The following is a 25,177-nucleotide window of genomic DNA, read 5'->3' on the forward strand; positions in this document are numbered from 1 at the left end:
CGCTTTGGAGTGCGGTAACGTATCGTGATTCACCAGCAAACCTGACGGAGTGCCCCAATTTCCGGATTGCACATCTGTCTGACAGATATTATTCCACGGGCCTATTTTATGAAACTCTTCTCCACTCTCCTCTTGTCCCTTGCCTTTACCGGTCTCTGCAGTGCCGAACAGAAGTTCCCCCGCGGCACCTTCGAGTCGAAGGACCTCGACAAGGCCAAGGCCGAAGCCACCGCCCAGAAGAAGCCCATCGCCTTCATCATGACGGACAAGGACACCACCTGTCCGCTCTGCCAAGGAGCCGCTAGCGCTTTCCTCGATGTGGTGAAGTCCAAGGCGGTGATCGTCTATGTCAATTCCAAGGAGACCAGCACCGTCTGGGGTGGTCTCCCTGAAGCCGCCCGCAAAGGACTGGAAGCCGGTAAATTCATCCCGAAGATGGCCGTTACCGACGCCAGCGCCGCCAACCTGATCACCTCAATCAACTACGACTCCTACACCGCGGACGACAAGATCCTCCGCGAGTTCAAGAAGGCCCTCAAGCCGGAGAAGTGAATCGGGGTCGACGGCCCGCAACAGGCATTTGCGCCACTACCATCAATAACCTGAAGCTGCTATCGTTGGCGACTTCAGCGGCGAGCCCCTCCAGAAGGCCCGGACCGCCCTCACTAGCGCCCGCGTGGACGTCGCTATCACCGCCCTGTTCCTCGTCGCCGCCATCGTCATCGGCTGCTCCCGCGAGCGGATCATCCTCCTGCGCAAGCAAAAGCCCTCCGTGCTCCATGAAGCGACCACGTGGCGCTGGCGGAGTGAGCAAGTCACCCCTCATTCCGGATTGCTTCGTCCGGTCCCAACATCAGTGTAGGCCCATGAAATTTCCATTTCTTCTCCTCGCCTTCGCCTGCCTAGCGTCTGCCGAAGCTCAAGACACTGGAAAGGGCAGAAAGGACCGCGAGAGAAAAGCAGACGACCGGAGGAAGGACGAGAAGAGGCTCCAGTTGCCCAAGGGCTTCTTTGTCCTAGAGAATCTTGAAGAAGCCCAATCCAAAGCCGCCACGGAAGAAAAGCCTGTTACTTTCCTTATTACCGCCGAAGGAACCGGCGACGAATGGACCATCGACGCGACCGAGAAGTTCATCGACGAGGTAAAGAATACCGTCATCGTTTACGTGAAGTTCCAGGACGCGAACGATAGGGCAGTTAAAATGCCGGAAGCCGTGAAAGCGGCTTTGGCCAAACTCCGCGAAGACCGGGGTTCCATCCCGCAAATCCCGATTGTCGTCATTACCGACGCAGCCGTCTCAAAGGCTCTGACGTCCGTCGCATCCAATCGCTTCTACGATGGCAGAACCCAAAAGCCCAAGCTTAGCAAGGCCCTCGAATATTTGAGGCAGGAGATTCAGAAGATCGAGTAGCATCGCGCTACCGAGAGCCCGCATGTGCTACATCCTCTACATGGCGTCGGACAAGATCCTCCCGCTCATCCCCTACGACCCGGAACAGCGGGCCTTCTGCGTCCAGGAACCGGGCTCCTACGGCGGAGACATACGCACGCAATTCACCAAAGCGCACGTCTACGAACTCGGCTCGGACCAAGGCTGCGGCTGTGGCTTCCCCGGTGAGCACGATTGGATGAACGAAGACCCGGAGAAGCTCGCAGCCACCCGCGACAACCAGGAGCGCCTGTCCCGCTACCTCGCCGCCTGTCTTGAAGACGAGGATTCCCTCGAACTCTACGGCTGCTGGAATGGCGATGAGAGCCTGCCGCCGGTCCGCCACCGCGAGATCACGCCGCAGGATGTGTTAGGCGAGCGCTTCCACTTCATCGAGAAGGAGCACATCCTCGTGAAGTCCTCTCATGCCGGAACGCCTCCGGATCCCGCAGCCAATTCTTGAACCCTTCATCGCCTCCCTCCCACCCTTCGCCATGTTCGGCATCCACGACTTCGGCGTCTTCCTCGCCGCCTGCATCGTCCTCAATCTGACCCCGGGCCCGGATACTTTCTACATCCTCGGCCGTAGCATGGCGCAGGGGCGGGCCGCGGGTCTCGCCTCCGTCTTCGGCATTGCCTGCGGTACGGTGGTCCACACGCTGGCCGCCGCGCTTGGCATCTCCGCGATCCTCGCCGCATCTGCTTCCGCCTTCCTGGTGATCAAACTCGCCGGTGCCGCCTACCTGATCTACCTGGGCATCCGCATGATCCTCACCCGCAGTTCGCCTGCGGCGATTCCGGCGGACTTCTCCTCATCCGGCTTCCTCGCGATCTTCCGCCAGGGCCTCATCACGAATGTCCTGAATCCGAAGGTCGCGCTCTTCTTCCTCGCCTTCGTGCCGCAGTTCATCAGCGCGGACAGCACTTCCAAATTCGCGGCCTTCGTGACCCTCGGCTTGTCCTTCGTCGGCACCGGCACTGTCTGGTGCCTCATCCTCGTCCGGGGCTCTTCATGGCTTGGCGATCGCCTGCGACATAGCCGCTCTTTCTCCAATTGGCTGAACCGTGGCGCCGGGGCCCTCTTTGTTTTCCTCGGCATCCGCCTTGCCACCACCAAATCATAACGCCGCCCGCTCCCTTCGCTTGGCTTCGCGCACCGCTTTGCTAGGATCCATCACTTCCTGACGATCCACCCCTCCCTCCGCGCCGTGAACGACTCCCTCGATTTCACCCCTGACGAGAGATTGCTCGTCGAGCACTACCGCCACCCCGCCAACAGCAGCGGCCTCCACCTCATCGGGTCCGCGGCCGTTGTACTTTCCACATCGCTGCTGTTCATGGCGCTCTATATCACCGGCGCAGATCCGGCATGGGGCGCGGTCGCCTATCTGATCCTGGTCTACCGCGTCATCTGCGACGCCTGGCACGCGCGGCGCTGGAACCCGGCCATACGCGGCGTGATCGGGAAGTATGAGGCGCGGATCGCGGCGCTGGAAAAGCGGCAAACCCCGCGCCCGACCGCGGATGAAGCCGCTCCCGCCTGAGAGCATCGGCGCGAATTTCCTCCCCTGCCCCTGCCCCCTGATCCAATCTCCGCGCCGATGAGCCCCAGCCGATCTTCGCGATATCTTCTCGCCGCCCTTGCCTCCTGCTGCCTGTTGGCATCGGCCTGCCGGGCGCCCGTGGAGGAAGGCCCCGCCTTGGCCACCTCGACCCGCGCGCTGACCGAGGTCGAGGTCGCCACGCTGCCGAATGGCGCAAGCATGGCCGAACTCCAGCAATCCTTCGGCCCCGGGGAAGACCATTCCGGACAGCGCCTCGTCTACCTCGCCGCGAAGGAGAAGGGCAAATATTTCTGGGTTTACCCCTACACCGCCGCCGCTGGCACGATGGTCCATCACATCGTCCTGGCCGACCGTATGGAAGAAGAAGGCAAGATCATCTGGCCCGCGAAATGGACCGACATGTCCCCCGCCTCTGCCGCCTACATCCGCGAGAAGTCGCAGCCGCGCTGATCGCCGGCAGGGCATGGCGGCCCGCCGCGCCGATGCCACCCCGGACGCTCCAACTGCCTCGCAAGTTTCTCGCCCACCATGACCTCGTCCAAGACCGGCTGCTCGAAGTGCGGCACCGATATCCTCGCCGCCACGGCCGCGCGTACCGGAGGTCTCTGCATGCCCTGCAAGAAAGGCCCGCCGGAGCTCCCCGATCCCAACCGCCCGCTGGAAGTCACCTGCGGGATTCGTTCCATGGTCGAGCCCCGGCCGCTCGTCACCACCACCGCGCAGCACCTCTTGGAGATCCTCACCAAGACCGAAGCCGTCGGCGACCCCGGCCACCCGAACCATCAGGAACTCGAAGCCCAGCGGGCCCTCCTGCGCCATGCCATCGCCAACCGGCCCCGGAACTTCTACCTCCACGACGACCACTGGCACCGCACCGGCTACGCCCTGCTCCGCCTCTTCGAGGAAGGCCGCGCCACCATGCTGCTCCACGACCACCGCTACCTCTGCTCGGACATCGTCAAGGGCGAGTGGCAGGAAGGATCGGACTCCCTCGCCATGCAAGGCGGCTTCACCTACTCGGCCAAGGACGGCACCCTGCTTTTCAAGACCGTCACCTGGCATTCCTGATGCCGCCGATGCCCCCTTCCCATCCGCCCTTTCCGCGCTAGCGTCCCCGCCATGATCAAACTCCTAATCCTCCCCGGCAGCGCCCGCCGCGATTCCTTCAACCGCAAGCTCGCCGGCATCGCCGCCCGCATTGCCACGGACGCCGGTGCTGAGGTCGACCTCATCGACCCCGCGGACTTCCGCCTGCCGCTTTTCGACCAGGAACTCGAGGAGGCCGAGGGCCTGTCCCCGAACGCCAAGGCCCTCAAGCAAAAGTTCATCGCCGCCGACACCATCCTCTTCGTCTCGCCGGAATACAATTCATCCATCACCCCACTGATGAAGAACGTCATCAACTGGGTCAGCCGCACCGAGACCGATGACGAGCCGTCCCTCGCCGCTTTCACCGGCAAGGTCGCCGGCCTGCTCTCCGCCTCGCCCGGCGGCTTCGGCGGCATGCGCGGTCTCGTCCACCTCCGCTCGATCCTCGGCAATATCGGCGTCCTCGTCACCCCCGGCCAATTCTCCCTCGGTAGCGCCCACTCGAAATTCGACGAAGCCGGCCAACTCAAGGACCCCAAGGATCTCGAAAGCGTCCGCAGCGTCGTGACCAAGCTCCTCGCCGTCGCCAAGAAGCACGCGTGAATCGGCAGGGCGTGGGAGCGCGGACTTCAGTCCAATGCCTTTAAGGATTCGCCGCAGGCGGGTCTCGTTTTCCTTTTGACTGCGGCGACATGTCGCCGCTTTGGATCGATCCACGGCAAACCTTTCCGCCGTCCCCGCAGCCGACATGTCGGCTGCGCCTTGGCGTTTCCGGTTGGCGCACCAGCGGTGGAGGGCGCTGCTTTGCCGGGAAGGGTCCGTAAGGTCGACGAAGACTCCAAAGAGGATTGACGGCACGGGGAAGGGCCGTACCGGACACGCCCTTGCGGAGCCGACATGTCGGCTCCGGGGATGCCACCGGGACCGGGGATCATCGCCCGAAAGCTGCGACATGTCGCAACACTCCAAGGATTGCCGCCCTGCGGCAATCGAATCCTTAAAGGCATTGGACTTCAGTCCGCCCCACCCGTCAGTGCCTTTCCCATTGGCTGTTCATCCGATGTTCGATGTTGGGCGTTCGATGTTCGATGTTGGCATCCACCTTCAAACTTCGCGCTTCTCTTCTCCTCCCGCCGCGGTTCCATCCCCTCCATGTCTTCCATCTGGCGGATCCGCGTGGACACCGGCGGCACCTTCACCGACGCCTGGGCTCTCGGCCCGGACGGACTGGAACGCCGCGCCAAGATCCTCTCCGATGGCACCTTGCGCTGCCGCCTCCTCGCCCGCGAGGGTGACTGGTGGCTCACCGACTCCGACCTCACAGCCCCCGACGGCACCTTCCACGGCTGGCAGAGCAACAACAACCAGGTCCAGGACAGCCGCGATGGCGCACGCCGCCTCCTCTTCCTCGGAAATACGCCGGGCCTAGTAGCAGGCGGCATCCTCGAACTCTCCTGCGGCGAGGAAGCCCCGGTCGCCGTCGCCCGCATCCTCACCGGCACCCCCGCCGGGGAAAAGCTGCCGCCCGCCGATTTCCGCGTCGCCACCACCCGCGGCACGAATGCCCTGCTTGAGCGCAAGGGAGCGCGCCTCGCCTTCTTCACCACGGAGGGCTTCGCCGATCTCCTCGGGATCCGCGACCAGCGCCGCGCGCTCCTCTTCGCCCTCCAGCAACCCGAGCCCGAGGTCCTCCCGGCCTTCACCGCCGCCATCCCAGGCCGCCTGGATTGCCAGGGCCGCAAAGTCGTCCCGCTCGATGAAGCCGCCCTGCGCGATGCCGCCCATCGTGCCCTCGCCTCTGGCTGCACTGTCGCCGCCATTGCGTTCCTCCACTCTTGGAAGAATCCCGCCCAAGAACTCCGCGCCGGCGAAATCCTCCGCACCGCCGGTTTCCACCACGTCGTCCTTTCCTCGGACATTGCCCCCCTGATCCGCCTCCTTCCCCGCGCGGAAACCGCCGTCGCGGAGGCCTTCCTCACCCCGGTCATGGAGCACTTCGTCAGCAGCGTCGCCAGCGCCTTGGTTGGCGGCGAACCTTGGCTCATGACCAGCGCCGGCGGCCTCGTGCCCGCCAGCCGCTTCCGCCCGAAGGACTCGCTCCTCTCCGGCCCCGCCGGCGGTCTAGTCGGTGCCGCCGAGCTGGCCCGCGCCGCCGGCTTCCCGCGCGTCCTCACCTTCGACATGGGCGGCACCAGCACCGATGTCGCGCGCATCGACGGCCCCTTCGTCTGGCGTCAGGAGCAGGAGATCGGCCCCGCCCGCGTCTTCGCCCCTGCCCTCAAGATCGAGACCGTCGCGGCCGGTGGCGGCTCGATCTGCCGCTGGCGGAACGGTCGCCTCGAAGTCGGCCCGGAAAGCGCCGGTGCCGATCCCGGCCCCGCCTGCTACGGCCGCGGCGGCCCTCTCACCCTCACCGATGTCAATCTGCTCGCCGGCTTCATGGATGCGGGCAAGGCGGGCATCCCCCTCGACCTCGCCGCCGCCGAAGCACGCCTCCACCAACTCCTAACCGATCTAACAGAATCCGGGGAACCCGCCACTCCCCAAGCCCTGCTCGCCGGTCTCCGCGATATCGCCGTGGAAACCATGGCCGAAGCCATCCGCGGCGTCAGCGTCCGGGAAGGCTGCGCGCCGGAAGACTTCGCCCTTCTCGCCTTCGGCGGAGCCGGCCCGCAGCACGCCTGCGCCGTCGCGGAGAAGCTCGGTGTCGGCACCGTGCTCGTCCCCGCCGATGCCGGGCTGCTCAGCGCATGGGGCCTCGAACGCGCCCGCCGCCAGGAACAGCGCGTGAAGCAAATCCTCAAGCCCTTCGACGCCATTGCCACCGATCTAACAGCCATGTGGCGCGAACTCGCACGGGACGCCTCCACAGGCCTCGCCAACCCCGAGTTCCGCTGGCAGGCCGATCTCCGCCTCAAGGGCCAGGACAGCACCCTCACCGTCGAAGCCGCCGATCCCGCGGACGACAAGGCCACCTTGAAGGAGAAATTCGCCACCGCCTACCGTGCCCTCTACGGCTACCCGCCCACCGCCGGTCGCGAGCTCGAACTCGTTGCCCTCCGCGTCGTCGCCGAGGAGCCCGCCGCGCCCAACAGCCCCGAGATCTTCAACAGCGAAACAAGCAGCGGCCCGATCCTCCTCCAAGACCGCTTCTCGACCTGCCTCATTCCCGATGGCTGGAGCATGAAAAGAGGATCAAAGGGCACCCTCCTGTTAGAAAGTCTTCTTGGTACTTCACACTTCTCACTTGGAACTTCATCTCCGCCCCCACCCCCGGTCTCCTCTGCTATACAAGCAGGCCTCTTCCGCAGCCGCTTCGAAGGCATCGTCACCGCCATGGGCGAGATGCTGCGCCGCACCGCCCTCTCCACCAACGTCAAGGAGCGCCTCGATTTCTCCTGCGCCTTGCTCGACGCGGACGGCCACCTCGTCGCCAGCGCCCCGCACGTCCCGGTCCATCTCGGCGCGCTCGGGGTCTGCGTGCGGGAAGTGCTCCGTCAGATCGATCCCGGACCCGGCGATGTCATCGTGACCAATCACCCGGCCTTCGGTGGCTCGCACCTTCCCGATGTCACCCTCATCGCCCCGGTCTTCGATGCCGCTGGCCGCCGCGTCGCCTTCGTCGCGAACCGCGCCCACCACGCCGAGATCGGCGGCAAGGCTCCCGGCTCGATGCCTGCCGACGCCCGCGTGCTGGCGGAGGAAGGCGTGGTGATCGCCCCGCGCCTCTTGGTCGCCGCCGGCGAGCCGCGCTTCGGCGAAGTCGAAGCCCTCCTCCGTGGTGCCCCCTGGCCCTCGCGCCGCATCGGCGATAACCTCGCCGACCTCGAAGCCCAACTCGCCTCCGTCCACCAGGGCACCGCCGCGCTCACCCGCCTCATCGCCGGGCACGGCGGCGATAGCGTGCGCGGGGAACTCCACGGCATCCTCGCCCGCTCCGCCACCCTGATGGCCGCACGCCTCTCCGGCATCGGGTTGGACCGGACCGTCCAGTCCTCCTTCGATGACGGCACCCCTCTCCAAGTCCGCGTCAGCGCCAGCGGCGGAAGCATGCGCATCGACTTCGGCGGCACCGGCACCGTCCACCCGCGCAATCTCAACGCCACTCCCGCCATCGTCCGCAGCGTCGTCCTCTACGTCCTGCGCCTCTGGCTCGGCGAAGACGTCCCGCTCAACGAAGGCCTGCTCGAAGCCGTCGAAATCATCATCCCTCCCGGCAGCCTGCTTTCACCCGACTTTAGCAAGGACCCCGCCCCTGCCGTCGTCGGCGGCAATGTCGAGACCAGCCAGCGCCTCAGCGACCTCCTGCTAGAGGCGCTCGGTCTCGCCGCCAACGGCCCCGGCACCATGAACAACTTCCTCTTCGGCGATGAAAGCGGCGGCTACTACGAAACCCTTGCCGGCGGCTCCGGCGCAGGCCCGCACCACCGCGGTGCCTCCGGCCGCCACGTCCACATGACCAATACCGCCATCACCGATCCGGAAGTCCTCGAACACCGCTTCCCTGTCCGCCTCTGGAAGTACGATATTCTCCGTAATTCCGGCGGCAGCGGCCACCACCCCGGCGGCGATGGCGTGGTCCGCGAAGTCGAGTTCCTCAAGCCCCTCACCGTCTCCTTCCTCACCGAGCGCCGCCACCAAGGCCCCCGCGGCCTCGAAGGTGGCGCGGACGGCAGCCCCGGCACCCAGACCCGGATCCATCCCGACGGCACGGAAGAACCGCTCCCCGGCGCCATTACCTACCCCGCTGCTGCTGGCGAGCGAGCCCGCATCGAAACCCCCGGCGGCGGCGGCTGGGGCCCCTGCGAGACGGACCAGCATGGTCTCTCGAAGCCCGCCACCAGTGGCACGTAGTCCCGCCCTCAGGCCAATGCCCATTGGCCTTTAGGCGGACGAAGTCATCTTGAAAGCCGTTGTTGCCCAATAGTCGCCTCCCAATCAGCCCCGCAAATTTAGCATCACGATGCTAAATTTGCACGACCAAGGGTTTCAGCGTCGGCCTCAGACCTACCCACAAGGGAGGTGGTATCCTCGCGCCGCCGCCACATCATCCCTTCGTGAAAACCCTGCTCCTCGCCCTATTCTTAACCGCTTCAACGAGGGCCGCCGATCCGGCTGACTTCCGCCCGTTCGTGACGGAAGCGATCAAGCGCGGTGAGACCAGGATCGTCATCCCGCGCGGCACCTACCGGCTCGCGCCCGCGGGTGGCGACAAGTCGGTATGGACGCTCATGAACGCTCGCGACATCGTGATCGAAGCCCACGGCGTGACCCTCGTCTCGACCAGGCTGACCCGCGCGCTCGCACTCCACGCTTGCAGCAATGTGACCATCCAGGGGCTGACCGTGGACTACGATCCCCTGCCCTTCACCCAAGGCCAGGTGGCCGCGGTGGCGGACGACAAAAGCTGGATCGAGGTGAAGCTCCACGCCGGCTATCCGCGCCAACCCTACGCACGGATCGATGTGATCGATCCCGCCACCCGCTACCGCAAGAAGGGCATGCCCTTCCTCTGGGGAACGCGCGCGGAGATGAAAGGTGAAGATACTGTTAGAGTGGTCCTGAAGGACATCGGCGCGGCCGCCCGGGTCGGCGATCTGGCCTCGCTCAATACCGGACCGGGCGAGGGCGGCATCCCGCACGCGGTCTCGCTGGAACGCTGTTCGGGCGTGGTCTTCCGGGATCTCACGGTGCACAGCGCCCCGGGCATGGGCATCCTCGAAGCCGACGGCGAGGGCAAGACGCAGTATCTCGCCTGCCGCGTGGTGCCCGGCCCGCGGCCCCACGGCGCGAGCGAGGACCGCCTGCTCAGCACCTCGTGGGATGCGATGCAGACCAAGACCGTGCGCCACGGACCGCGCGTCGAAGGCTGCGAGATCACCGAGGCGGGCGACGACTCGTGGAGCGTGCAGTCTTCCGATTTCATGGTGCTCAAGAAAATCCCGGGCAAGCTGGTGATCGCCAGCCGCGACGAGTTCACCATCGGCGTGGATACCGGCGACCGTCTGATGTCACGGCTCGGCGGCCCGGTCGCGAAGATCACCACGCGCCGCAATCTCTCGCGCGAGGAAGCCCGACTTGCCCCGGAGATCCTGGCTAAGCTGGAGGACGCGCCGGGCTGGTCGGAGTGGAAGCTCAGCCCGAAGTGCATCGAGGTGGGCTTCGATGGCGAGCCCCCCTTCGAGCCCGGCGATTCGGTCTTCTCGCCCGACCGCATGGGCAATGGCTTCGTCTTCATCAACAACCGCGTGCACAGCTCCGGCCGCCTGCTCTTGAAGGCTGCGGGACGTGTGGAGGATAACCTGTTCGATACCCCCCACGGCTTGACCGTTTGTCCGGAGCTTCCGGCGAGCGGGGCGGCAGGGATCGATGGCCTCGTGATCCGCCGTAATAAAATCCTGCGCGCGGGCTGGTTTTGCCAAGCTCCTTGGTCGGCCTCCGCGGGCGCGCTCTCCATCACTGCCGCAGGCGGGGCGCAGAAGCTGCGGGCACCGGGCGTCTTCGCCAATCTGGTGATTGAAGACAATGTCTTCGAGGACTGCGCCGGCCCGAATCTGGTGCTATCCTCCGCACGCGGCGTGAGCTTGCGCGGCAATCGCTTCGTCCGTCCGATGCACGAAATCCCGAATGAAACCGGCGGCAGCTTCGGCATCGCGAAGGATTCCGTGCTGTGGATCGCGGAATGCGAGGATCTAAAGATGGAAAACAATCCGGTGATCGAGCCCGGTCCCTACCTCGGGGAAGCCGTGAAAATCTCGGAGCCGAAACGGTAGAAACGAGTTCCCGCCCCACCTCCCGGTCGCTCCGCCTAGCTCCGGTCCGCCCTCCGCCCCAGCCCCTAACCTCCTCCTCCCAACGACTTAGCTATATACCCACCCCCCTCGCCTCCACGGCGTACGTCATATCACGTATCCCATCAATCCCGCTCATCATGCGTAACGCACTCCACTATTCCCTTACGTCCACATGAACACCAGTTCCAAAATTTATAAAAATCCAATGACTATTTAATCCGAAATTCGGGAAATATAATTCTTGCGGCCCCGTAATTCCGCACTCACGTTGCGCCGCACTTATGGACAAGATCCCATCCGAAACGCTCACCGAAGTTCTTGAACTGCGTAAAAAGAACGGTCTCGAAGCAACCGAAGCCGCTGTGTATGCGGACCTCGAAAAATCAAAATGCAAGTGGACACTGAAGGATACCCCGCGTTATCGCCGCGCCGGAGCTTCTCCGATCTGGGTCTCCGGGAAGTATCTTTCCTCCTACGGCACCTGTCCTGCATCCGGCGAAGCCGATGAAAAGGGCAGCAAGTCGCCCAAGGCTGCCAAGTCCTCCACCCCGAAATCCTCCGCTGGCGCCCCTGCCAAGCTGGATGAAAGCGTGTTTTACAAGGTGCTGCACGGCAAGGGCTTCTCGGTGAAGATCACCCAGGATCTCCTCACCGGCGAAATCCAAACCCAGATCCCCGAAGCCATTAAGAAGCTCGATCTGCAATTCGGCACCATCCCGAGCAATGCCTCCGGGATTCACGTCACCCAGACTTCCCCACAAATCCAAGTGGCCATGCCCTTGGATAAGTTCTTGGAATTCACCGGCATCCGGTCCTGATCACGAAGATAACTTGAGATCCGCTTCAAACGCCTCTCAAGTTATACCAAAACGGGGCATATGAACATCATCAGGGATGCTGTTCATATGCCCTGAATTACGGCCGTACATTTCCTCCCGTCTTTGGGGATGAAGCTCATCTGCAAATTGCTGGAGGGGGAAATGACAACCGCCTGCAAGCCCTCTTGGGCTCCTCCGCTGAGACTCGGCTCGCAGAAGCGGAGACCGCATGGGAAGAGATGGGAAGCTTTGGAGGATACGAATCCGGATCGCGTGATTCATCCACTCATCGCCTTTTCAAAATTCGCGGCCATTCGCGGTTTAAGAACCCAAAATCGGGCCACTCTGCCATGTCCCGATTGCGCATTGCCGGGCGCGGCTGGCCGTCCTAGGGTCCGCGCCCCGCAACAATGAGCGCCCTTCCTGACAAGCCGGTCCGACTTTACGACACCACCCTGCGCGATGGCACGCAGGGCGAGGGTTTCCAACTGTCCCTGCTCGACAAGCTCCGCATCGCCGAGCGCCTCGACGCCTTCGGCATCGACTACATCGAGGGCGGCTGGCCCGGCTCGAACCCGAAGGACGTCGATTTCTTCCAAGAGGCGAAAAAGCTCAAGCTGGCCCATGCCAAGCTCGCCGCCTTCGGCTCGACCCGCCGCGCCGATACCCCGGTGGAGGAAGACGCCCAGGTCCGCCTGCTCCTCGAAGCGGGGACGCCGGTGGTCACCATCTTCGGCAAGAGCTGGCAACTCCATGTCACCGAGGTCCTCCGCACCACCGTGAAGGAGAACATCGCGATGATCCGCGATACCGTGGCCCACTTGAAAAAGAACGGCCGCGAAGTCATCTACGATGCCGAGCATTTCTTCGACGGCTACAAGGACGCCCCCGAGCACGCGCTGAATACCCTGAAAGCGGCGGCGGAAGGCGGCGCGGATTGCCTGGTGCTCTGCGATACCAATGGCGGCACCCTGCCCTCCGAGGTCATGGAGATCTGCGCCGCGGTCCAGCAGGCCATCCCCGGCGTGCCGCTCGGCATCCACACCCATAACGATTGCGAGCTCGGCGTCGCCAATGCCATCGCCGCGGTCAAGGCCGGGGCCGTGCAGGTGCAGGGCACCATCAACGGCTACGGCGAGCGCACCGGGAATTGCAACCTCACCTCCGTGATCCCGATCCTCCAGCTCAAGATGGGCCTCGCGGTCGTCCCGGAATTGGACAAACTCCAGGATCTCTCGTACTTCGTCGACGACGTCTCGAACAACCCGCACTTCGCCCGTGCCGCCTTCGTCGGTCGCACCGCCTTCGCCCACAAGGGTGGCATGCACGTGAATGCCGTGCAGAAGCTGGCCCGCAGCTACGAGCACATCGAACCGCGCGCCGTCGGCAACGAGCAGAACATCCTGGTCTCCGAGCTCAGCGGCCAATCGAACATCCTGATCAAGGCCGAACAGCTCGGCATCCCGCTCGACAAGGGCTCTCCGGAGGCCAAGGCCGTGCTCCAGAAAGTGAAGGAACTCGAGAACGAGGGCTACTCCTTCGAAGCCGCTGGCGGCTCGCTCGAACTGCTCATCCGCCGCGAGCTGGGGCGCTATGAAAAGCCCTTCGATCTCAAGGAATTCCACGCCTCCTATCGCCACTACCGCGACGGCCACCAGCCGGTCTGCGAGGCCACCGTGAAGCTCTACGTCGGCGAGGTTCCCGAATACACCGTGGCGGAAGGCCACGGCGTGGTGAACGCCCTCGACAAGGCCCTGCGCAAGGCCCTCCGCCCCTTCTATCCGGAGATCTCCGAGGTCTCGCTGGTCGACTACAAGGTCCGCATCATCGATAGCCACGACGCCACCGCCGCCAAGACCCGCGTCCTGATCGTCTCCACCGACGGCAAGCAAAGCTGGGGCACCATCGGCGTCTCGGAGAACATCATCGAGGCCTCCTGGATCGCCTTGGTCGATAGCATCGACCTCTTCCTGCAACGCCAGTAGTACGGACGGCTCTACCGCTGGGAGCGCGGAGCCACCGGCCCGCAGAACGGTCCCTCGCTGCCGTGGACGCGAAAGGGCAAGCAGCCAAGCAACGGCGCTCTCCACTCCCGCCGCGCGATGGGTAGCGCTGATCCGGTAGCTTCTGCGGGGCAGTGCCTCCGCGCTCCCAGGCGCTGACGCGCTCGCCACCCTCCCCCGATCGGGTCAATCGCCCCGCTCGACACCCGCGCTACTCTCACCCCATGTCCCTCACGCGCCGCGCCCTCATCGGCCTGCTCTTCTCCCTCACCGCCGCCTTCGCACAGGACGAGCGCCCGCTCGCCAAGGACACCGACCTCCCCGCCGACCCGACAGCCAACGGCAGCCTGCCAACCCTGTGGATCGCCGGCGACTCGACGGTTAGAAACAGCGGCACCCAGCGCGGCTGGGGTGAAGACCTCGCCCGCTTCCTCGACCCCGCGAAGATCCAAGTCATGAACCGCGCCATCGGCGGTCGCTCCTCCCGCACCTTCTACAACGAAGGCCGCTGGGAAAAGATGCTCGCCGGGATGAAGAAGGGCGACCTCGTCCTCATCCAGTTCGGCCACAATGACGTCGGCCCGCTCGATGCCTCCGGCAAGTTCCGCGGCTCCCTCAAAGGCACCGGCGAGGAGACCCAAGAGATCGCCAAGCCCGATGGCAGCACCGAGACCGTCCACACCTACGGCTGGTATCTCCGCCACTTCGCCCGCACCGCGAAGGAGAAGGGCGGCACCGTCATCCTCTGCTCGCCGATCCCGCACAAGAAGTTCGACCGCGAAGGAAAGTTCGTCCCCGATTGGAACGACTGGCGGCCATGGGTGAAGGCCAGCGCCGAAGCGGAAGGCGCGAGCTTCCTCGACCTCGCGGACATCATCGGCAGCGCCTATGCGAAACTCCCCGCCCCCGAGGTGGAAGCCTTCTTCGCCGACAAGGGCACTCACACGAATGCCGCAGGCGCGCTCTTCAATGCGCGCTCCGTGATCGCCGGATCCGCCCGGCTTCCCGGCAAGCCACTCGCCGCCTTCTTGAACGAGGAAGGCAAGGCCGCCAGGTAAGAGCAACCTATGCTCCACGCCTTCCCGGCACCCCACCCGTCAGGTGCCTTCCGCGGCCCCGCCGCCGTGGACTGCGCGCAGCCTGCTGCCGCTGTCCCGATGCAGCCTGCTGCAAGGGGCACTGCAAAGGCGCGCCACCCCGATGTCCTCCTCCACGGACGCCCCCTTAGGACCACTGGGCACCACCCGGCAGTCGCCACCCCAACCGCGCGCCGCACCCCATGGATCGCATCGAGATTACCGTCTCTCAGCTTTCACTTTTCAAACTTTCACTATCCCAAGGGAACACCGCCTCACTCCCCTACCCACCACCGCGCCTTATAAACCATCTCCCCCTTCAAGCTCACCTTCCCCGCCGGATTCAGAAATCCGATCTCCTCCGCCCACCAATGCTCCTCGCTCGCCTTGATCACCAACAAGCGCCCCGCCGCATTCGGTTCCACACACTTCACCAGCTTCCGATCCCCCAACTCTGGATCCTTACGGAATTCCTTTTTCTCCCGGTCGAAGCGCCACACGTGACCGTGGGTCGATAGCACCAGATCCGCCGCTCCCGGCACCGCCCGCAGGTCGTGTCCGTCCTTGTCCGGCAGCGGATAGCGCGCCTTCACCTCCAGCGCCGGCGATTCCTCCGCCTTCAGTTCGCAAGCCAGCAATTCCTCGAAGCCCAGCGCCCACAAGATCTTCCGCGGCTCATCCCAGACCAGCCCGTGCGCGGAGTGCAGCGGGATCTCCGCTACCACCTTCTCCGGCACCGCGGAATCAAAAAGCAGCACCTTGTTCCCCTCCTTCCCGGTCGAGGCCGCCACCGCGATCAACCCGCCCGGCAAGCCCTCGATCGAATGCGCGTTCTTCACCCGCGCCCACCACAGCGCCTTGCCCGCCGGCATCTCCAGCAGCACGCAACCGCCGCTCGAGGCACTCACCAGCAACTTCTTCCCGCCCTCCAACGGCTTGCAATCGTCCGTCGTCGCAAATGCCCCTTTCATTCCCTCCGGCAGCCCCTCGCAATCCTTCGCCCGCCACGACCACAGCTTCGCCGCCTGCTCCGCCGCCGGATCGATCTGATACACCTCCGCCCCACCGCATACCACGACGCGTTCGGCGGACAAGACTGTGGAGACCAAGAGCAGCGGGACGAGCAGGCGCAAAATCATCCCCGCCGCATACGTGCCCCCGAATACCGGATTTCAGATTTGAGATTTCAAATTTCAAATTTCGTATTTCATACCCTCATGCGCCTTCTCCTCGTCCTCACCCTCCTCCTCTCCCCGCTGCACGCCCAGGATAGCGGTGCCAAGGTCGTCACCGCCGCCCGCAAGCAAGTCGGCGTCACCGTCTCCTACGATCCCGCCTACCTCACCCTCGCCTACCCCGGCGGCGATCCCCCGCGCGAGCGCGGCGTCTGCACCGACGTCATCATCCGCGCCCTCCGCGATGGCCTCGCGCAAGACCTGCAAAAGCTCGTCCACGAAGACATGCGCGCCAGCTTCTCCGCCTACCCGAAGAACTGGGGACTCTCCCGCCCGGACAAGAACATCGACCACCGCCGCGTCCCGAATCTCCAGACCTTCTTCAAGCGCCGCGGCTACTCCCTCCCCCTTACCAAGGAGCCCGCCGACTTCAGGCCCGGCAACCTCGTCACCTGCACCGTCCCGCCGAACCTCCCCCACGTCATGATCGTCAGCGACAAGAAGACCGCCGCCGGCATCCCCCTCGCCATCCACAATATCGGCCGCGGCGCGCAGGAAGAAGATGTCCTCTTCACCTTCCCCCTCACCGGCCACTACCGCTGGAAGGAATAGCCCCGGGAGCGCGGACTTCCAATGCCTGTAAGGATTTGCCACAGGCGGGTCTCCTCTTGAGTGCGGCGACATGTCGCCGCTTTGGATCGATCCACGGAAAATCTCCCGACCGTCCCCGCAGCCGACATGTCGGCTGTGCCCCGGCGTTTCCGGTTGGCGCTCCAGCGGTGGAGTGTGCTGTTTCCCCGGAAAGGGATCGCCAGGTCGACGAAGACTCCAAGGAGGATAGATGGCACGGGGAAGGGCCGTACCGGACACGCCCTTGCGGAGCCGACATGTCGGCTCCGGGGATGCCTTCGGAACCGGGGATCATCGCCCGAAAGCTGCGACATGTCGCGGCACTCAAAGGATTGCCGCCCTGCGGCTAGCGAATCCTTACAGGCATTGCACTGAAGTCCTCCACCGGGGTAGGGAATCCAATGGCAGGGAGCGGACCAAGGCTCAACCTTGACCCCTTGAATTCCAACGCTTATAAATTACCCGTCCACCCTCCCGGGACAGGGCTCTTCACCCGCCCCTGAACTGCGCTCCCGCCCCCATGAAGACCCTTGCGGCGTTTCTTCTCCTGACTTGGACCTTCGCCGCTAGCTCCGCCTTGGCCCTTGATCCCGCTGCGCCGGAAATCACCTCGATCGCCATCGCCCCGGACCCGGTCGATATCAGCACCGGCTCCCAAGCCATCACCGTCACCCTGCATATCACGGACGACGAGGACGGCTTCTCCAATGGCCATGTCGATATCTACAATCCGGATGACAATTCCGTCCGCAGCAGTTCCTTCGACGACAGCGCACGGACCGGCGGCACCGCCGCGGATGGCACCTATGAGGTCGATGTAACCGTCCCCTTCCACGCCATTCCCGGCACCTGGCGGGTCGATGTCTCGCTCCACGACACCACCGGGCACGAGCAGCACTACGGCCCCGAGCCATTCCCCGTCCCCACCGACCGCTATTTCGAAGTCGTGAATACCGGCACGGTCGATGGCGACGCACCGGACCTCGCCACTTTCAGCACCACCCCTCGGGCCGTTCCCGCCGGCGGCACCATCAAGCTGCAAATGCAGATCACCGACGAGATCGCCGGCTTTGCCTACGGCTACCCCTACTTCTACAACGCCCAGGACGAGTTCTATCCCGATCTGGTTTCCCAATTCGACCAGTCCGTCCGCCAGACCGGCGATGAGTTCGATGGCATTTACGAGTTGGAAGTCGCCCTGCCGGAGGACGCTCCTCCCGGTCTCTGGAAAGTCGAGATGTACTTCGAGGACGCAGCGGGGAATAGCGGCTTCCACAATGCGGGCACCTTCATCGTCAGCGCCGGCGGCACCAGCCCCTCGTCGATCGGGAATGCCGTGGATGCCGTCCAGTATCCCTGGACCAGTCCCGCCCCGGCCTGGTTCTATCAGACTGCGGTCACCCGCGATGGCGTCGATGCCGCGCAGAGCGGGCCCACCCCGGATGACGGGGAGAGCGGCATGGAAGCCACCTTCACCGGCCCCGGCACCCTGACCTTCCACTGGCGCGCCGATTCCCAGGAAGGCTTCGACTTCCTCAAGTTCGAGGGCCCGGAGTTCCGATCGATCAGCGGCGATACCGGCTGGATCGAGGAAGCTGTCACGATCCCGGAAGGCCGGCACACCGTCCGCTGGATCTACGCCAAGAGCCCCTTCGACGCCGTCGGCCAGGACTGCGGCTGGGTCGATCAAGTCCGCTTCACCGCCGATGCCGATGCCGAGCTGCCCGCCCTGCAAACCCTCACCATCTCGCCCAACCCGGTCGACATCTCCGAAACCTCCCGGTCCCTCACCCTTACCTTCGATGCCAGCGACGACCACAACGGCATCATCGGCGGCAACCTCCGCGTCTTCGATCCTTCCAACGACGAATTCACGTTCCTTTCCTTCGACGATTCCAGCCGGACCGCCGGCGATGCCCTGCACGGCACCTACACCCTGCACGCACTGATCCCCTCCGGTGCCTCGCCCGGGACCTGGCGGGTGGAGATCGACTTGATCGAGATCGATAGCGCCCTCACCAGCACCTACGGCACGGAAGATCTCCCCTTCCCGAATCCGGGTGACAACCTCTTCCTCGTCTCTAACGGCGGCTCCGTTTATGCCAACTTCACCACTCTCCACGGCCTGACCGGCGATGACGCCCTGCCCTCCGCTGATCCCGACGACGACGGCTTCAACAACGCCACCGAGCTCATGCTCGGCACCAATCCCTCCGTCCCCACTGCCAACGGCCCCGGTCTCCTCAGCCTGACCCGCGATGCCACCCACATCCACCTCAGCTTCACCATCGATGGCCTCCAGAGCATCGCCAGCGACGGCACCTTCCTCGAGCTCGGCGGCGGCACCTCCCCCTTCCGCCTGACCGGCCAGATCCAGAACCACCTTGACGGCGCGTGGACGAATGTCCTCCCCGTCCTCGTCTCCGGTAGCACCTACCGCATCAGCCTCCCCCTCGCCAGCGGCACCACCGGCTTCATCCGCCTCTTCTTCGAGGAAGACTAAAACCAGGCAAGCGGTCCGGCTCACTTTCCCGCCGCTTCGGTTCTTAGCGCCGGAGGTGCGTCGAAAATTAGCCGGTGGTGGAGTGCAACGGAACCACCGGTAGGGTCACACGATCATCCCGTCCCGGAGGGCCGGCGGAAAAAGAGGGATTCTGACAACGCATGGTCAATCGCCCGGACGCCGTCTCCGGCCGCTTCCCCAAGATTCGTCCGATTCGTGGTGCCTTGGTCCAGGTTCAGGACATAGGTAACACGATTGGTTCAGGACATGGGTAACACCTGGCCTCTCCGTTTTCCCTCTGGGAAGGTGGGGGATGCCGTGGAAAGAGACCCCTAAAATGGACCTTAAAATCGAATTCGCCTTGAAGGCGATCAAAAGCGCCGACTTCAAGGGGCCGTGCGCCGAGTATGGCATCAGCCGCAAGACCGGCTACAAATGGCAGGCCCGCTTCCTGGAGCACGGGATGGCGGGGATGGAGGACCGCAGCCGCCGGCCGCATGCCAGTCCCGACGGGCTGGCCGAAGCCGTGGTTTGCGAGATCGTAAAGCTCAAGCAAGCGCACCCGCACTGGGGACCGCGCAAGATCCGCGCCCTTTACGGGCGCAAGCACGCCGGGGAGATCCCGTGTGAAAGCAGCTTCAAGCGGGTCCTGGAACACGCCGGATTGACCGTCCCGCGCAAGACCCGGGCGGCGCGCGACGGAGGCCGCATCGCCTCCGGGCTCAAGGCGGAAAAGCCCAACGAGATCTGGACCATCGACTTCAAGGGGTGGTGGTTGGGAGCCGACGGGCAGAAGGTCGAGCCGCTGACAGTGCGGGACGAACATAGCAAGATGCTGCTGGAAATGCGGGCGCTGGAGAGCTCGCGGACCGCCCCGGTGCGGGCCTGCTTCGAGCGCCTGTTCGAGCTCCACGGCCTGCCCGGTGCGATCCGCAGCGACAACGGCCCGCCGTTTGCGACCCATGCCGGGCTGCTGGGATTGAGCAAGCTCTCGTGCTGGTGGCTGGCCCTGGGCATCGGCTTGGAGCACAGCCGGCCGGGCTGCCCGCAGGACAACGGCGCCCACGAGCGGATGCACCTCGACATCAGCCGCGAGCTGCAGGCCGGGCGGATCGGCCGCGACCAGGCCGCCTTCGACGTGTGGCGGCACGAATACAACCACGAGCGCCCCCACGAGTCGCTCGGCATGAAGATGCCCGCCGAGATCTACATCCCCTCGGCGCGGCGCTATGAAGGCACCCCTGACGAACTCGACTACGGCGGGATGGAAACGCGCCGGGTCAATCCGCGCGGCGGCACCATCAGCCACCGCGGCGAGAAGATCCTCATCAGCACTGCCCTGGGCGGCTGGAGCGTCGGGCTGTCGCCGCGGCCCGACGGGCTGATCGAGGTGTGGTTTGCCGGGCTGCTGGTAGGCCATCTTGATGAAACGACCGCCAGCTTCGCCGCCGCCCGGCCGGGCGGCGGCGAAGCTGGCCAACCCGTCGCTGAAGTGTCACCCTGAACCCGAACCGTGTTACCCATGTCCTGAGCTAAAAGTGTTACCCATGTCCTGACTGCGCCCCCTCTGCCTTTCCCTTCGACGTTCAATGTTGGACGTTCGATGTTCGATGTTCGATGTTTGCATCCTGCCTTCCCCCCGCGCCCCCTCTCCGCGACCCCTGCGCCTCCGCGTTTCGTTCGCCTCCCCACCCCTCAAAAACTTGGCGTCCTTCGCGTCTTGGGGTTCTCCTCTCCGCCGCCTTTCCTGATCACTCGGCACTCTGCCTTCCCCCCCATCAGCGCCCGCTTACACCCTTCCCCCTCGCGGTTTTCTAAAATCAGGCTAACACCCGGACATGCTCATCGGCACCCACACCCTCTTGCCGGTCTGCTGCGCACTCGTCCTCGACAACATCTCCCTCGCCAAGGGTCGCGGCCACTTCTTCCCGGCCTGGACGATCCCGGTCATCGGCGTCTTCGGCGCGCTGCCGGATATCTGCACCCCGCACCTCTCCCGCGAGGCTCGCCTCACCAGTTGGTCCCACACCGCCTACTACATGGGCGGGCTCGCCCTCGTCTGCCCGATGGTCGCCAGCTTCTTCCCGGAGAAGCGGGCGCGCATTGCCATCTCCTGCTGGCTCGCGTCCTTCCTCCACCTTTTCTGCGATGCCATCGCCGGCGGGATCGCCTGGCTCTACCCCTGGCGTGGCGATCTCGTCATCGGCACCTACTTCATCACCCTCGATCAGTGGATCTTCTGGGACATCGGCTTCGTCTTGCTGACCTGGTTCCTCGTCCGCCTGCGCCCGCACTCGGAAGCGCGGGGCATGAAAACTTGATCCACGCCGAGGATCCGCTCCACCCAGCGACCCAGAGCCCGCTTCACCGCCGCCGGCATCCGTTTCGCGGTCCAGCCGCCCGCCAGGAGCGCCGCCAAGTGCTTCTCCTCCCGCCCGGAAAGCCCCGCGAAGGACATCCCCTCTTCGCCCCGCAGCCAGCGCGCGAAGGGCGTATTCTTCGCCGCCGCCGCCTCGCCGAAATTCGCCGTCAGATACTCGCGCGGAATGATCAGGATCTCCGCCTCATGGTGGCCCGGCAGGCGCGTCCACTTCCACGGCTCCCCCTCCTGCCCGCCGAAGCAGCCGAAGAGACCGTCCCGCAGGAAAATCCGGTGATCCTTCCCCCAGATCACCCCCTCGCCCTCCGCATTCACCCACAGCCACAGCTCATCCTGCAGCCGGTGCTGCCAGCGCCGCGAAGCCCCGCGCAGGTCGCCCCGCAACCGCCACGCCTCGAAGCCCTCGCCCTGCCACCAGCAATCGAACATACCAACCCATTATTGCGAATCGTTCGCAATAGCAAGAGGGAATGACGAATTTAGAATTCCCGAATGTCGAATGAAATGTGTCCAGGAAGAATAAGCCCCCTCCTTCATACCACACTTCATTCGACATTCGGAAATTCGGCATTCGTCATTAAACGAGGAAGCCGGAGCTCTCGCCCCGGCTTCTCAAAAATCACACGTGTTGGACCGTTAAGCCAGTGCCAGCAGCTTCTGCTTCAGCATTTCCTTGGTCACGTTCGCGCCGACGATCTGGTCCTTCACCTCGCCGCCCTTGAAGAAGAGCAGCAGCGGGATCGAGCGCACGCCGTACTTGACCGCCAGTTCGCGGGCTTCATCGACGTTCACCTTGCCAACCTTGGCTTGGCCTTCGAGTTCACCGGAAAGCTGGTCGATGACCGGACCGATCATCTTGCAAGGTCCGCACCATTCCGCCCAGAAGTCCACCAGGACGGGTTGGTCAGACTCGATGACTTCGGACTGGAAATTGCTTTCGTTGAATTGCTGAGCCATGCGCGGAAGGTGGAGCGCAACCCGGAAAAGTCAAGGGCCGCCCTGCCGCGGAAAGCGACGGGACGGCCCCCTGAAGATCGAACGGCAAGGCCTCAGATTGGCAGAGCGCCAGTCGTGAATGCCAATGCAGCGGCGGCAGCAGCCAGCAGGAAGGTGATGATAGGATAGATCATGATCGTGTGGATTCCGGTTGCCCGAGATTATTCGAAGAGATTGCCGAAGCTGCCCCAGATATTGAGCGTCTGGATTTGGAAGATCACCACCGCGGCGGCACCCAGGAAGCCGATCACCGAAAGCACCATCGGGATCGTCTCGTTGCCTTCTTCGTCCTCGTCATCCATCGTGCGGATGGTCGCAGCCGAACTCAGCGAGGCACCGGCAGTGCCGAGCGGTTGGGTCGGAGGCTGGAGCTGGACGGTCGCCTTCGGCAGCGAAACCGTGCCGGCCGGACCGCCGAGCGGCACCGTGCGGGCGGGAACGCCGGCAGCGCCGGGAGAATTGATGCGGATCGTCGGAGCCGGAGCACCGGGAGCCGTCGGGGCACCTGCCGGGCGCAGCGCGATCGTCGGGGCCGGGGCCGGAGCCTTTGGCGCACCGCCCACGGTCGGCGGGCCGACGCTAGGTGCTGGCGGCGCGGAACCAAGGCCGGATGGCGATGGTGGCTTGGTCGGAGCGGCGGAAACCGTCGCATTCGGCGTCGCCGGAGGCGCGTCGGAAGCCTTCAGGGTCACCCGCACGGTTTCCTTCTTCAGGGGAATCGACGAGGTCTGCTTGGGCGCCGGGATCGAGGACGTCTGCCTCGGTGGCGGGATTTCGTTTTCGCTCATTGCTAGGCTTTTTTGGATTGCAGGTTGGCAAAAGCAACCAGCCCGCCGCGGGGCTGTCAAACATCCATCGCAGGACCCCGACGATTTCGCCTCACCGGCAAGGTCGATTATCAATTTTCCCGCATACCGGACAGGCCAACCGGAAATCACTAGTCACTAATCTTCTAATCATAAATCGAAGTGGCGCTGCGCGAAGAGGAGGGCGCTGGCGCGTGAATCGAGGCCACCTGAGTATCGCGACCCACGCAAAGCGCCACTTCATGACCTCTTCCCGCGCAGCGGCAGACCGATTTATGATTAGAAGATTAGTGATTAGTGATTCTGCCTTTTCCCCGCTTCCGCAACGCTTCCGTCACAAGCCCCTCCCCAGCTTGACCCCCCCGAATTCCCTCCTTCACTCCCACCAATGCCTTCACGCCGCACCTTCCTCGGGACCACCGGACTCGCCTTCCTCGGCCTCCAAAATTACGCCACCGCCCGGACGGAAACCCGCCTCATCGCGCCCTTCGGCCCCCTGCTGGCAGACCCCGCCAAGATCCTCGACCTCCCGGAAGGCTTCTCCTACCGCGTCCTCGCCACCCGCGGCGAGCCGATGAGCGATGGCTACAAGGTCCCCGGCGCGCCCGATGGCATGGCCGCCTTCCCCGGCCCCGATGGCAAGGTCGTGCTGGTCTGCAACCACGAACTCGGCCTTGCCCAAACCGCCATGGGCCCCTTCACCGACAATACCCGCCTGCCGGACGGCTTCGACCCCGCCCTCGCCTACAATCCCGGCACCGAAGGCCGGAATCCGGCCCTCGGCGGCACCACCAACCTCGTCTTCGACCCCGCCACCGGGACCAAAACCGCCCACTTCCTCTCCCTCTTCGGCACCGACCGCAATTGCGCCGGCGGCAAGGTCGGCGACACTTGGATCACCTGCGAGGAACCGGACGACATGCTCACCACCCGCGGCAAGCTCCACGGCTGGTGCTACGCCGTCCACGCCACCTCCACCCCCGGCCTCCAGCAGCCCGCCCCGCTCAAGGCCCTCGGCCGCTTCCGCCACGAAGCCGTCGCCCTCGATCCCAAGACCGGCATCCTCTACCTCACCGAGGACCGCGACGACGGCCTGCTCTACCGCTTCCTCCCCGAAACCCGGGGCGACTTCACCAAGGGCAAGCTCCAAGCCCTCGCCGTCATCAACCGCCCCTCCTGCCACCTCCGCAATTTCCACGCGACCACGAATTGGCCCGTCCCCGGCCAGCCCTTCCAAGTCACCTGGATCGACCTCGACGACATCGAGGCGCCGAAGGACGACCTCCGCGTCCGCGGCCACGAGGCCGATGCCGCCGCCTTCCCCCGCAGCGAGGGCATCCACCTCGCCGATGGTGCCTTCTACATCTGCTGCACCAATGGCGGCCCGCACAAGCTCGGCCAGATCTTCCGCCTCGATCCCTCCGGCGATCCCGCCAAGCCCGATACCCTCCAGCTCTTCCTCCAGCCCGAAGCCAGCGACCTCCTGACCAATGGCGATAACCTCTGCCCCGCCCCCTGGGGCGGCATCGTCATCTGCGAGGACCTCGTCGCCGAGCCCAAGCCCGGCGAGAAGAAGCCCGCCGCCCACGTCCGCTGCGTCACCCCGCAGGGCAAGATCATCACCCTCGCCCGCAATCCCGCCGACGGCGAATTCGCCGGCTGCTGCTTCTCGCCCGACGGCAAGTGGTTCTTCGTCAACCTCCAGACCCGCGGCCTCACCCTCGCCGTCACCGGCCCCTGGGACAAGGCCATCGCCTGAAATGGTGGTCCGCACAACCGGAGGCGCCGCCGGAGATAGCCCCGCAATTTGATTTCAGATCCGGGACAATCCTCTGTGCGGCCGAGCGGTCCCTAACAGCCCGCCACCAAGGGTAAGTAGTCCCGCCTTCAGGCGGACGCAGCCACCATCCCG

22 protein-coding genes are annotated in these 25,177 nt (G+C 64.6%); 18 read left to right on the plus strand and 4 right to left on the minus strand.

The genetic code is table 11. The features are described from left to right. Positions 1-108 precede the first annotated feature (108 nt). The 13 genes from ABWK72_RS09545 to ABWK72_RS09605 all read left to right on the plus strand — a co-directional run bounded on the left by ABWK72_RS09545 (position 109) and on the right by ABWK72_RS09605 (position 14,757). Positions 109-552, plus strand: coding sequence for a hypothetical protein (locus ABWK72_RS09545; RefSeq protein ID WP_367874560.1), 444 nt, complete (start codon positions 109-111; stop codon positions 550-552). Between the two features lie 314 nt (positions 553-866). After that, positions 867-1,412, plus strand: coding sequence for a hypothetical protein (locus ABWK72_RS09550; RefSeq protein ID WP_367874561.1), 546 nt, complete (start codon positions 867-869; stop codon positions 1,410-1,412). Between the two features lie 22 nt (positions 1,413-1,434). After that, complete coding sequence (locus ABWK72_RS09555) at positions 1,435-1,893, plus strand: hypothetical protein (RefSeq protein WP_367874562.1); 459 nt, start codon at positions 1,435-1,437, stop codon at positions 1,891-1,893. Between the two features lie 31 nt (positions 1,894-1,924). Beyond that, positions 1,925-2,554 (plus strand): LysE family translocator, encoded by a 630-nt coding sequence (locus tag ABWK72_RS09560; RefSeq protein WP_367875326.1) that lies wholly within the window; start codon positions 1,925-1,927, stop codon positions 2,552-2,554. An 84-nt stretch (positions 2,555-2,638) separates the two neighbouring features. Next, the gene (locus tag ABWK72_RS09565) at positions 2,639-2,974 is read left to right on the plus strand and encodes a hypothetical protein (protein WP_367874563.1); all 336 of its coding nucleotides are present in this window, start codon (positions 2,639-2,641) and stop codon (positions 2,972-2,974) included. 57 nt (positions 2,975-3,031) lie between these two features. Continuing rightward, positions 3,032-3,445: a hypothetical protein gene (locus ABWK72_RS09570; RefSeq protein ID WP_367874564.1), complete on the plus strand. Its 414-nt coding sequence runs from the start codon at positions 3,032-3,034 to the stop codon at positions 3,443-3,445. A gap of 78 nt (positions 3,446-3,523) precedes the next feature. After that, positions 3,524-4,063, plus strand: coding sequence for a hypothetical protein (locus ABWK72_RS09575; RefSeq protein ID WP_367874565.1), 540 nt, complete (start codon positions 3,524-3,526; stop codon positions 4,061-4,063). 51 nt (positions 4,064-4,114) lie between these two features. Then, positions 4,115-4,687, plus strand: coding sequence for an NADPH-dependent FMN reductase (locus ABWK72_RS09580; protein WP_367874566.1), 573 nt, complete (start codon positions 4,115-4,117; stop codon positions 4,685-4,687). Between the two features lie 549 nt (positions 4,688-5,236). Next, entirely contained in the window at positions 5,237-8,938 is a 3,702-nt protein-coding gene (locus tag ABWK72_RS09585) for a hydantoinase B/oxoprolinase family protein (protein WP_367874567.1), read from the plus strand. A 203-nt stretch (positions 8,939-9,141) separates the two neighbouring features. Continuing rightward, positions 9,142-10,857: a hypothetical protein gene (locus ABWK72_RS09590; protein ID WP_367874568.1), complete on the plus strand. Its 1,716-nt coding sequence runs from the start codon at positions 9,142-9,144 to the stop codon at positions 10,855-10,857. Between the two features lie 302 nt (positions 10,858-11,159). Then, a complete protein-coding gene (locus tag ABWK72_RS09595) occupies positions 11,160-11,696 on the plus strand; it encodes a hypothetical protein (RefSeq protein ID WP_367874569.1) in 537 nt (178 codons plus the stop codon). Positions 11,697-12,106: 410 nt separating this feature from the next. After that, positions 12,107-13,681 carry a citramalate synthase gene (cimA, locus tag ABWK72_RS09600; protein WP_367874570.1) on the plus strand — a complete coding sequence of 525 codons (1,575 nt, stop codon included), beginning with the start codon at positions 12,107-12,109 and terminating at the stop codon, positions 13,679-13,681. A gap of 242 nt (positions 13,682-13,923) precedes the next feature. After that, on the plus strand, positions 13,924-14,757 hold the full coding sequence (locus tag ABWK72_RS09605) for a rhamnogalacturonan acetylesterase (protein ID WP_367874571.1): 834 nt from the start codon (positions 13,924-13,926) through the stop codon (positions 14,755-14,757). Positions 14,758-15,050: 293 nt separating this feature from the next. On the opposite strand, the gene ABWK72_RS09610 is transcribed toward ABWK72_RS09605, so the two are convergent. Then, entirely contained in the window at positions 15,051-15,914 is an 864-nt protein-coding gene (locus ABWK72_RS09610; protein WP_367874572.1) for a DUF6528 family protein, read from the minus strand. A gap of 78 nt (positions 15,915-15,992) precedes the next feature. Between ABWK72_RS09610 and ABWK72_RS09615 the strand changes: the two genes are divergently transcribed. The 4 genes from ABWK72_RS09615 (at position 15,993) to ABWK72_RS09630 (ending at position 21,404) form a co-directional block, all read left to right on the plus strand. Further along, positions 15,993-16,562 carry a DUF1287 domain-containing protein gene (locus ABWK72_RS09615; RefSeq protein ID WP_367874573.1) on the plus strand — a complete coding sequence of 190 codons (570 nt, stop codon included), beginning with the start codon at positions 15,993-15,995 and terminating at the stop codon, positions 16,560-16,562. 538 nt (positions 16,563-17,100) lie between these two features. Then, positions 17,101-19,083 (plus strand): hypothetical protein, encoded by a 1,983-nt coding sequence (locus ABWK72_RS09620; RefSeq protein ID WP_367874574.1) that lies wholly within the window; start codon positions 17,101-17,103, stop codon positions 19,081-19,083. A gap of 337 nt (positions 19,084-19,420) precedes the next feature. After that, positions 19,421-20,587 carry a helix-turn-helix domain-containing protein gene (locus ABWK72_RS09625; protein ID WP_367874575.1) on the plus strand — a complete coding sequence of 389 codons (1,167 nt, stop codon included), beginning with the start codon at positions 19,421-19,423 and terminating at the stop codon, positions 20,585-20,587. A 334-nt stretch (positions 20,588-20,921) separates the two neighbouring features. Next, the gene (locus tag ABWK72_RS09630) at positions 20,922-21,404 is read left to right on the plus strand and encodes a metal-dependent hydrolase (RefSeq protein ID WP_367874576.1); all 483 of its coding nucleotides are present in this window, start codon (positions 20,922-20,924) and stop codon (positions 21,402-21,404) included. Here ABWK72_RS09630 and ABWK72_RS09635 read toward each other — a convergent pair. The 3 genes from ABWK72_RS09635 to ABWK72_RS09645 all read right to left on the minus strand — a co-directional run bounded on the left by ABWK72_RS09635 (position 21,311) and on the right by ABWK72_RS09645 (position 23,247). Next, the gene (locus ABWK72_RS09635; RefSeq protein WP_367874577.1) at positions 21,311-21,892 is read right to left on the minus strand and encodes a hypothetical protein; all 582 of its coding nucleotides are present in this window, start codon (positions 21,890-21,892) and stop codon (positions 21,311-21,313) included. The two genes, ABWK72_RS09630 and ABWK72_RS09635, sit on opposite strands and share 94 nt — an antisense overlap. Positions 21,893-22,099: 207 nt before the next feature. Beyond that, complete coding sequence (gene trxA / locus ABWK72_RS09640; RefSeq protein WP_367874578.1) at positions 22,100-22,420, minus strand: thioredoxin; 321 nt, start codon at positions 22,418-22,420, stop codon at positions 22,100-22,102. Positions 22,421-22,620: 200 nt separating this feature from the next. Continuing rightward, positions 22,621-23,247 (minus strand): hypothetical protein, encoded by a 627-nt coding sequence (locus ABWK72_RS09645; protein WP_367874579.1) that lies wholly within the window; start codon positions 23,245-23,247, stop codon positions 22,621-22,623. A gap of 406 nt (positions 23,248-23,653) precedes the next feature. Between ABWK72_RS09645 and ABWK72_RS09650 the strand changes: the two genes are divergently transcribed. Continuing rightward, entirely contained in the window at positions 23,654-25,024 is a 1,371-nt protein-coding gene (locus ABWK72_RS09650; protein WP_367874580.1) for an alkaline phosphatase PhoX, read from the plus strand. Positions 25,025-25,177 lie beyond the last annotated feature (153 nt).

The organism is Luteolibacter sp. Populi (assembly GCF_040801775.1).
Lineage (GTDB): Bacteria > Verrucomicrobiota > Verrucomicrobiia > Verrucomicrobiales > Akkermansiaceae > Haloferula.

Bases quoted from the DNA above. Each gene is read 5' to 3' on its own strand.
- ABWK72_RS09545 (WP_367874560.1), top strand. From the start codon at position 109: ATGAAACTCTTCTCCACTCTCCTCTTGTCCCTTGCCTTTACCGGTCTC.
- ABWK72_RS09550 (WP_367874561.1), top strand. From the start codon at position 867: ATGAAATTTCCATTTCTTCTCCTCGCCTTCGCCTGCCTAGCGTCTGCC.
- ABWK72_RS09555 (WP_367874562.1), top strand. From the start codon at position 1,435: ATGTGCTACATCCTCTACATGGCGTCGGACAAGATCCTCCCGCTCATC.
- ABWK72_RS09560 (WP_367875326.1), top strand. From the start codon at position 1,925: ATGTTCGGCATCCACGACTTCGGCGTCTTCCTCGCCGCCTGCATCGTC.
- ABWK72_RS09570 (WP_367874564.1), top strand. From the start codon at position 3,032: ATGAGCCCCAGCCGATCTTCGCGATATCTTCTCGCCGCCCTTGCCTCC.
- ABWK72_RS09575 (WP_367874565.1), top strand. From the start codon at position 3,524: ATGACCTCGTCCAAGACCGGCTGCTCGAAGTGCGGCACCGATATCCTC.
- ABWK72_RS09580 (WP_367874566.1), top strand. From the start codon at position 4,115: ATGATCAAACTCCTAATCCTCCCCGGCAGCGCCCGCCGCGATTCCTTC.
- ABWK72_RS09585 (WP_367874567.1), top strand. From the start codon at position 5,237: ATGTCTTCCATCTGGCGGATCCGCGTGGACACCGGCGGCACCTTCACC.
- ABWK72_RS09595 (WP_367874569.1), top strand. From the start codon at position 11,160: ATGGACAAGATCCCATCCGAAACGCTCACCGAAGTTCTTGAACTGCGT.
- cimA (WP_367874570.1), top strand. From the start codon at position 12,107: ATGAGCGCCCTTCCTGACAAGCCGGTCCGACTTTACGACACCACCCTG.
- ABWK72_RS09605 (WP_367874571.1), top strand. From the start codon at position 13,924: ATGTCCCTCACGCGCCGCGCCCTCATCGGCCTGCTCTTCTCCCTCACC.
- ABWK72_RS09610 (WP_367874572.1), bottom strand. From the start codon at position 15,914: ATGATTTTGCGCCTGCTCGTCCCGCTGCTCTTGGTCTCCACAGTCTTG.
- ABWK72_RS09615 (WP_367874573.1), top strand. From the start codon at position 15,993: ATGCGCCTTCTCCTCGTCCTCACCCTCCTCCTCTCCCCGCTGCACGCC.
- ABWK72_RS09620 (WP_367874574.1), top strand. From the start codon at position 17,101: ATGAAGACCCTTGCGGCGTTTCTTCTCCTGACTTGGACCTTCGCCGCT.
- ABWK72_RS09625 (WP_367874575.1), top strand. From the start codon at position 19,421: ATGGACCTTAAAATCGAATTCGCCTTGAAGGCGATCAAAAGCGCCGAC.
- ABWK72_RS09630 (WP_367874576.1), top strand. From the start codon at position 20,922: ATGCTCATCGGCACCCACACCCTCTTGCCGGTCTGCTGCGCACTCGTC.
- ABWK72_RS09635 (WP_367874577.1), bottom strand. From the start codon at position 21,892: ATGTTCGATTGCTGGTGGCAGGGCGAGGGCTTCGAGGCGTGGCGGTTG.
- trxA (WP_367874578.1), bottom strand. From the start codon at position 22,420: ATGGCTCAGCAATTCAACGAAAGCAATTTCCAGTCCGAAGTCATCGAG.
- ABWK72_RS09645 (WP_367874579.1), bottom strand. From the start codon at position 23,247: ATGAGCGAAAACGAAATCCCGCCACCGAGGCAGACGTCCTCGATCCCG.
- ABWK72_RS09650 (WP_367874580.1), top strand. From the start codon at position 23,654: ATGCCTTCACGCCGCACCTTCCTCGGGACCACCGGACTCGCCTTCCTC.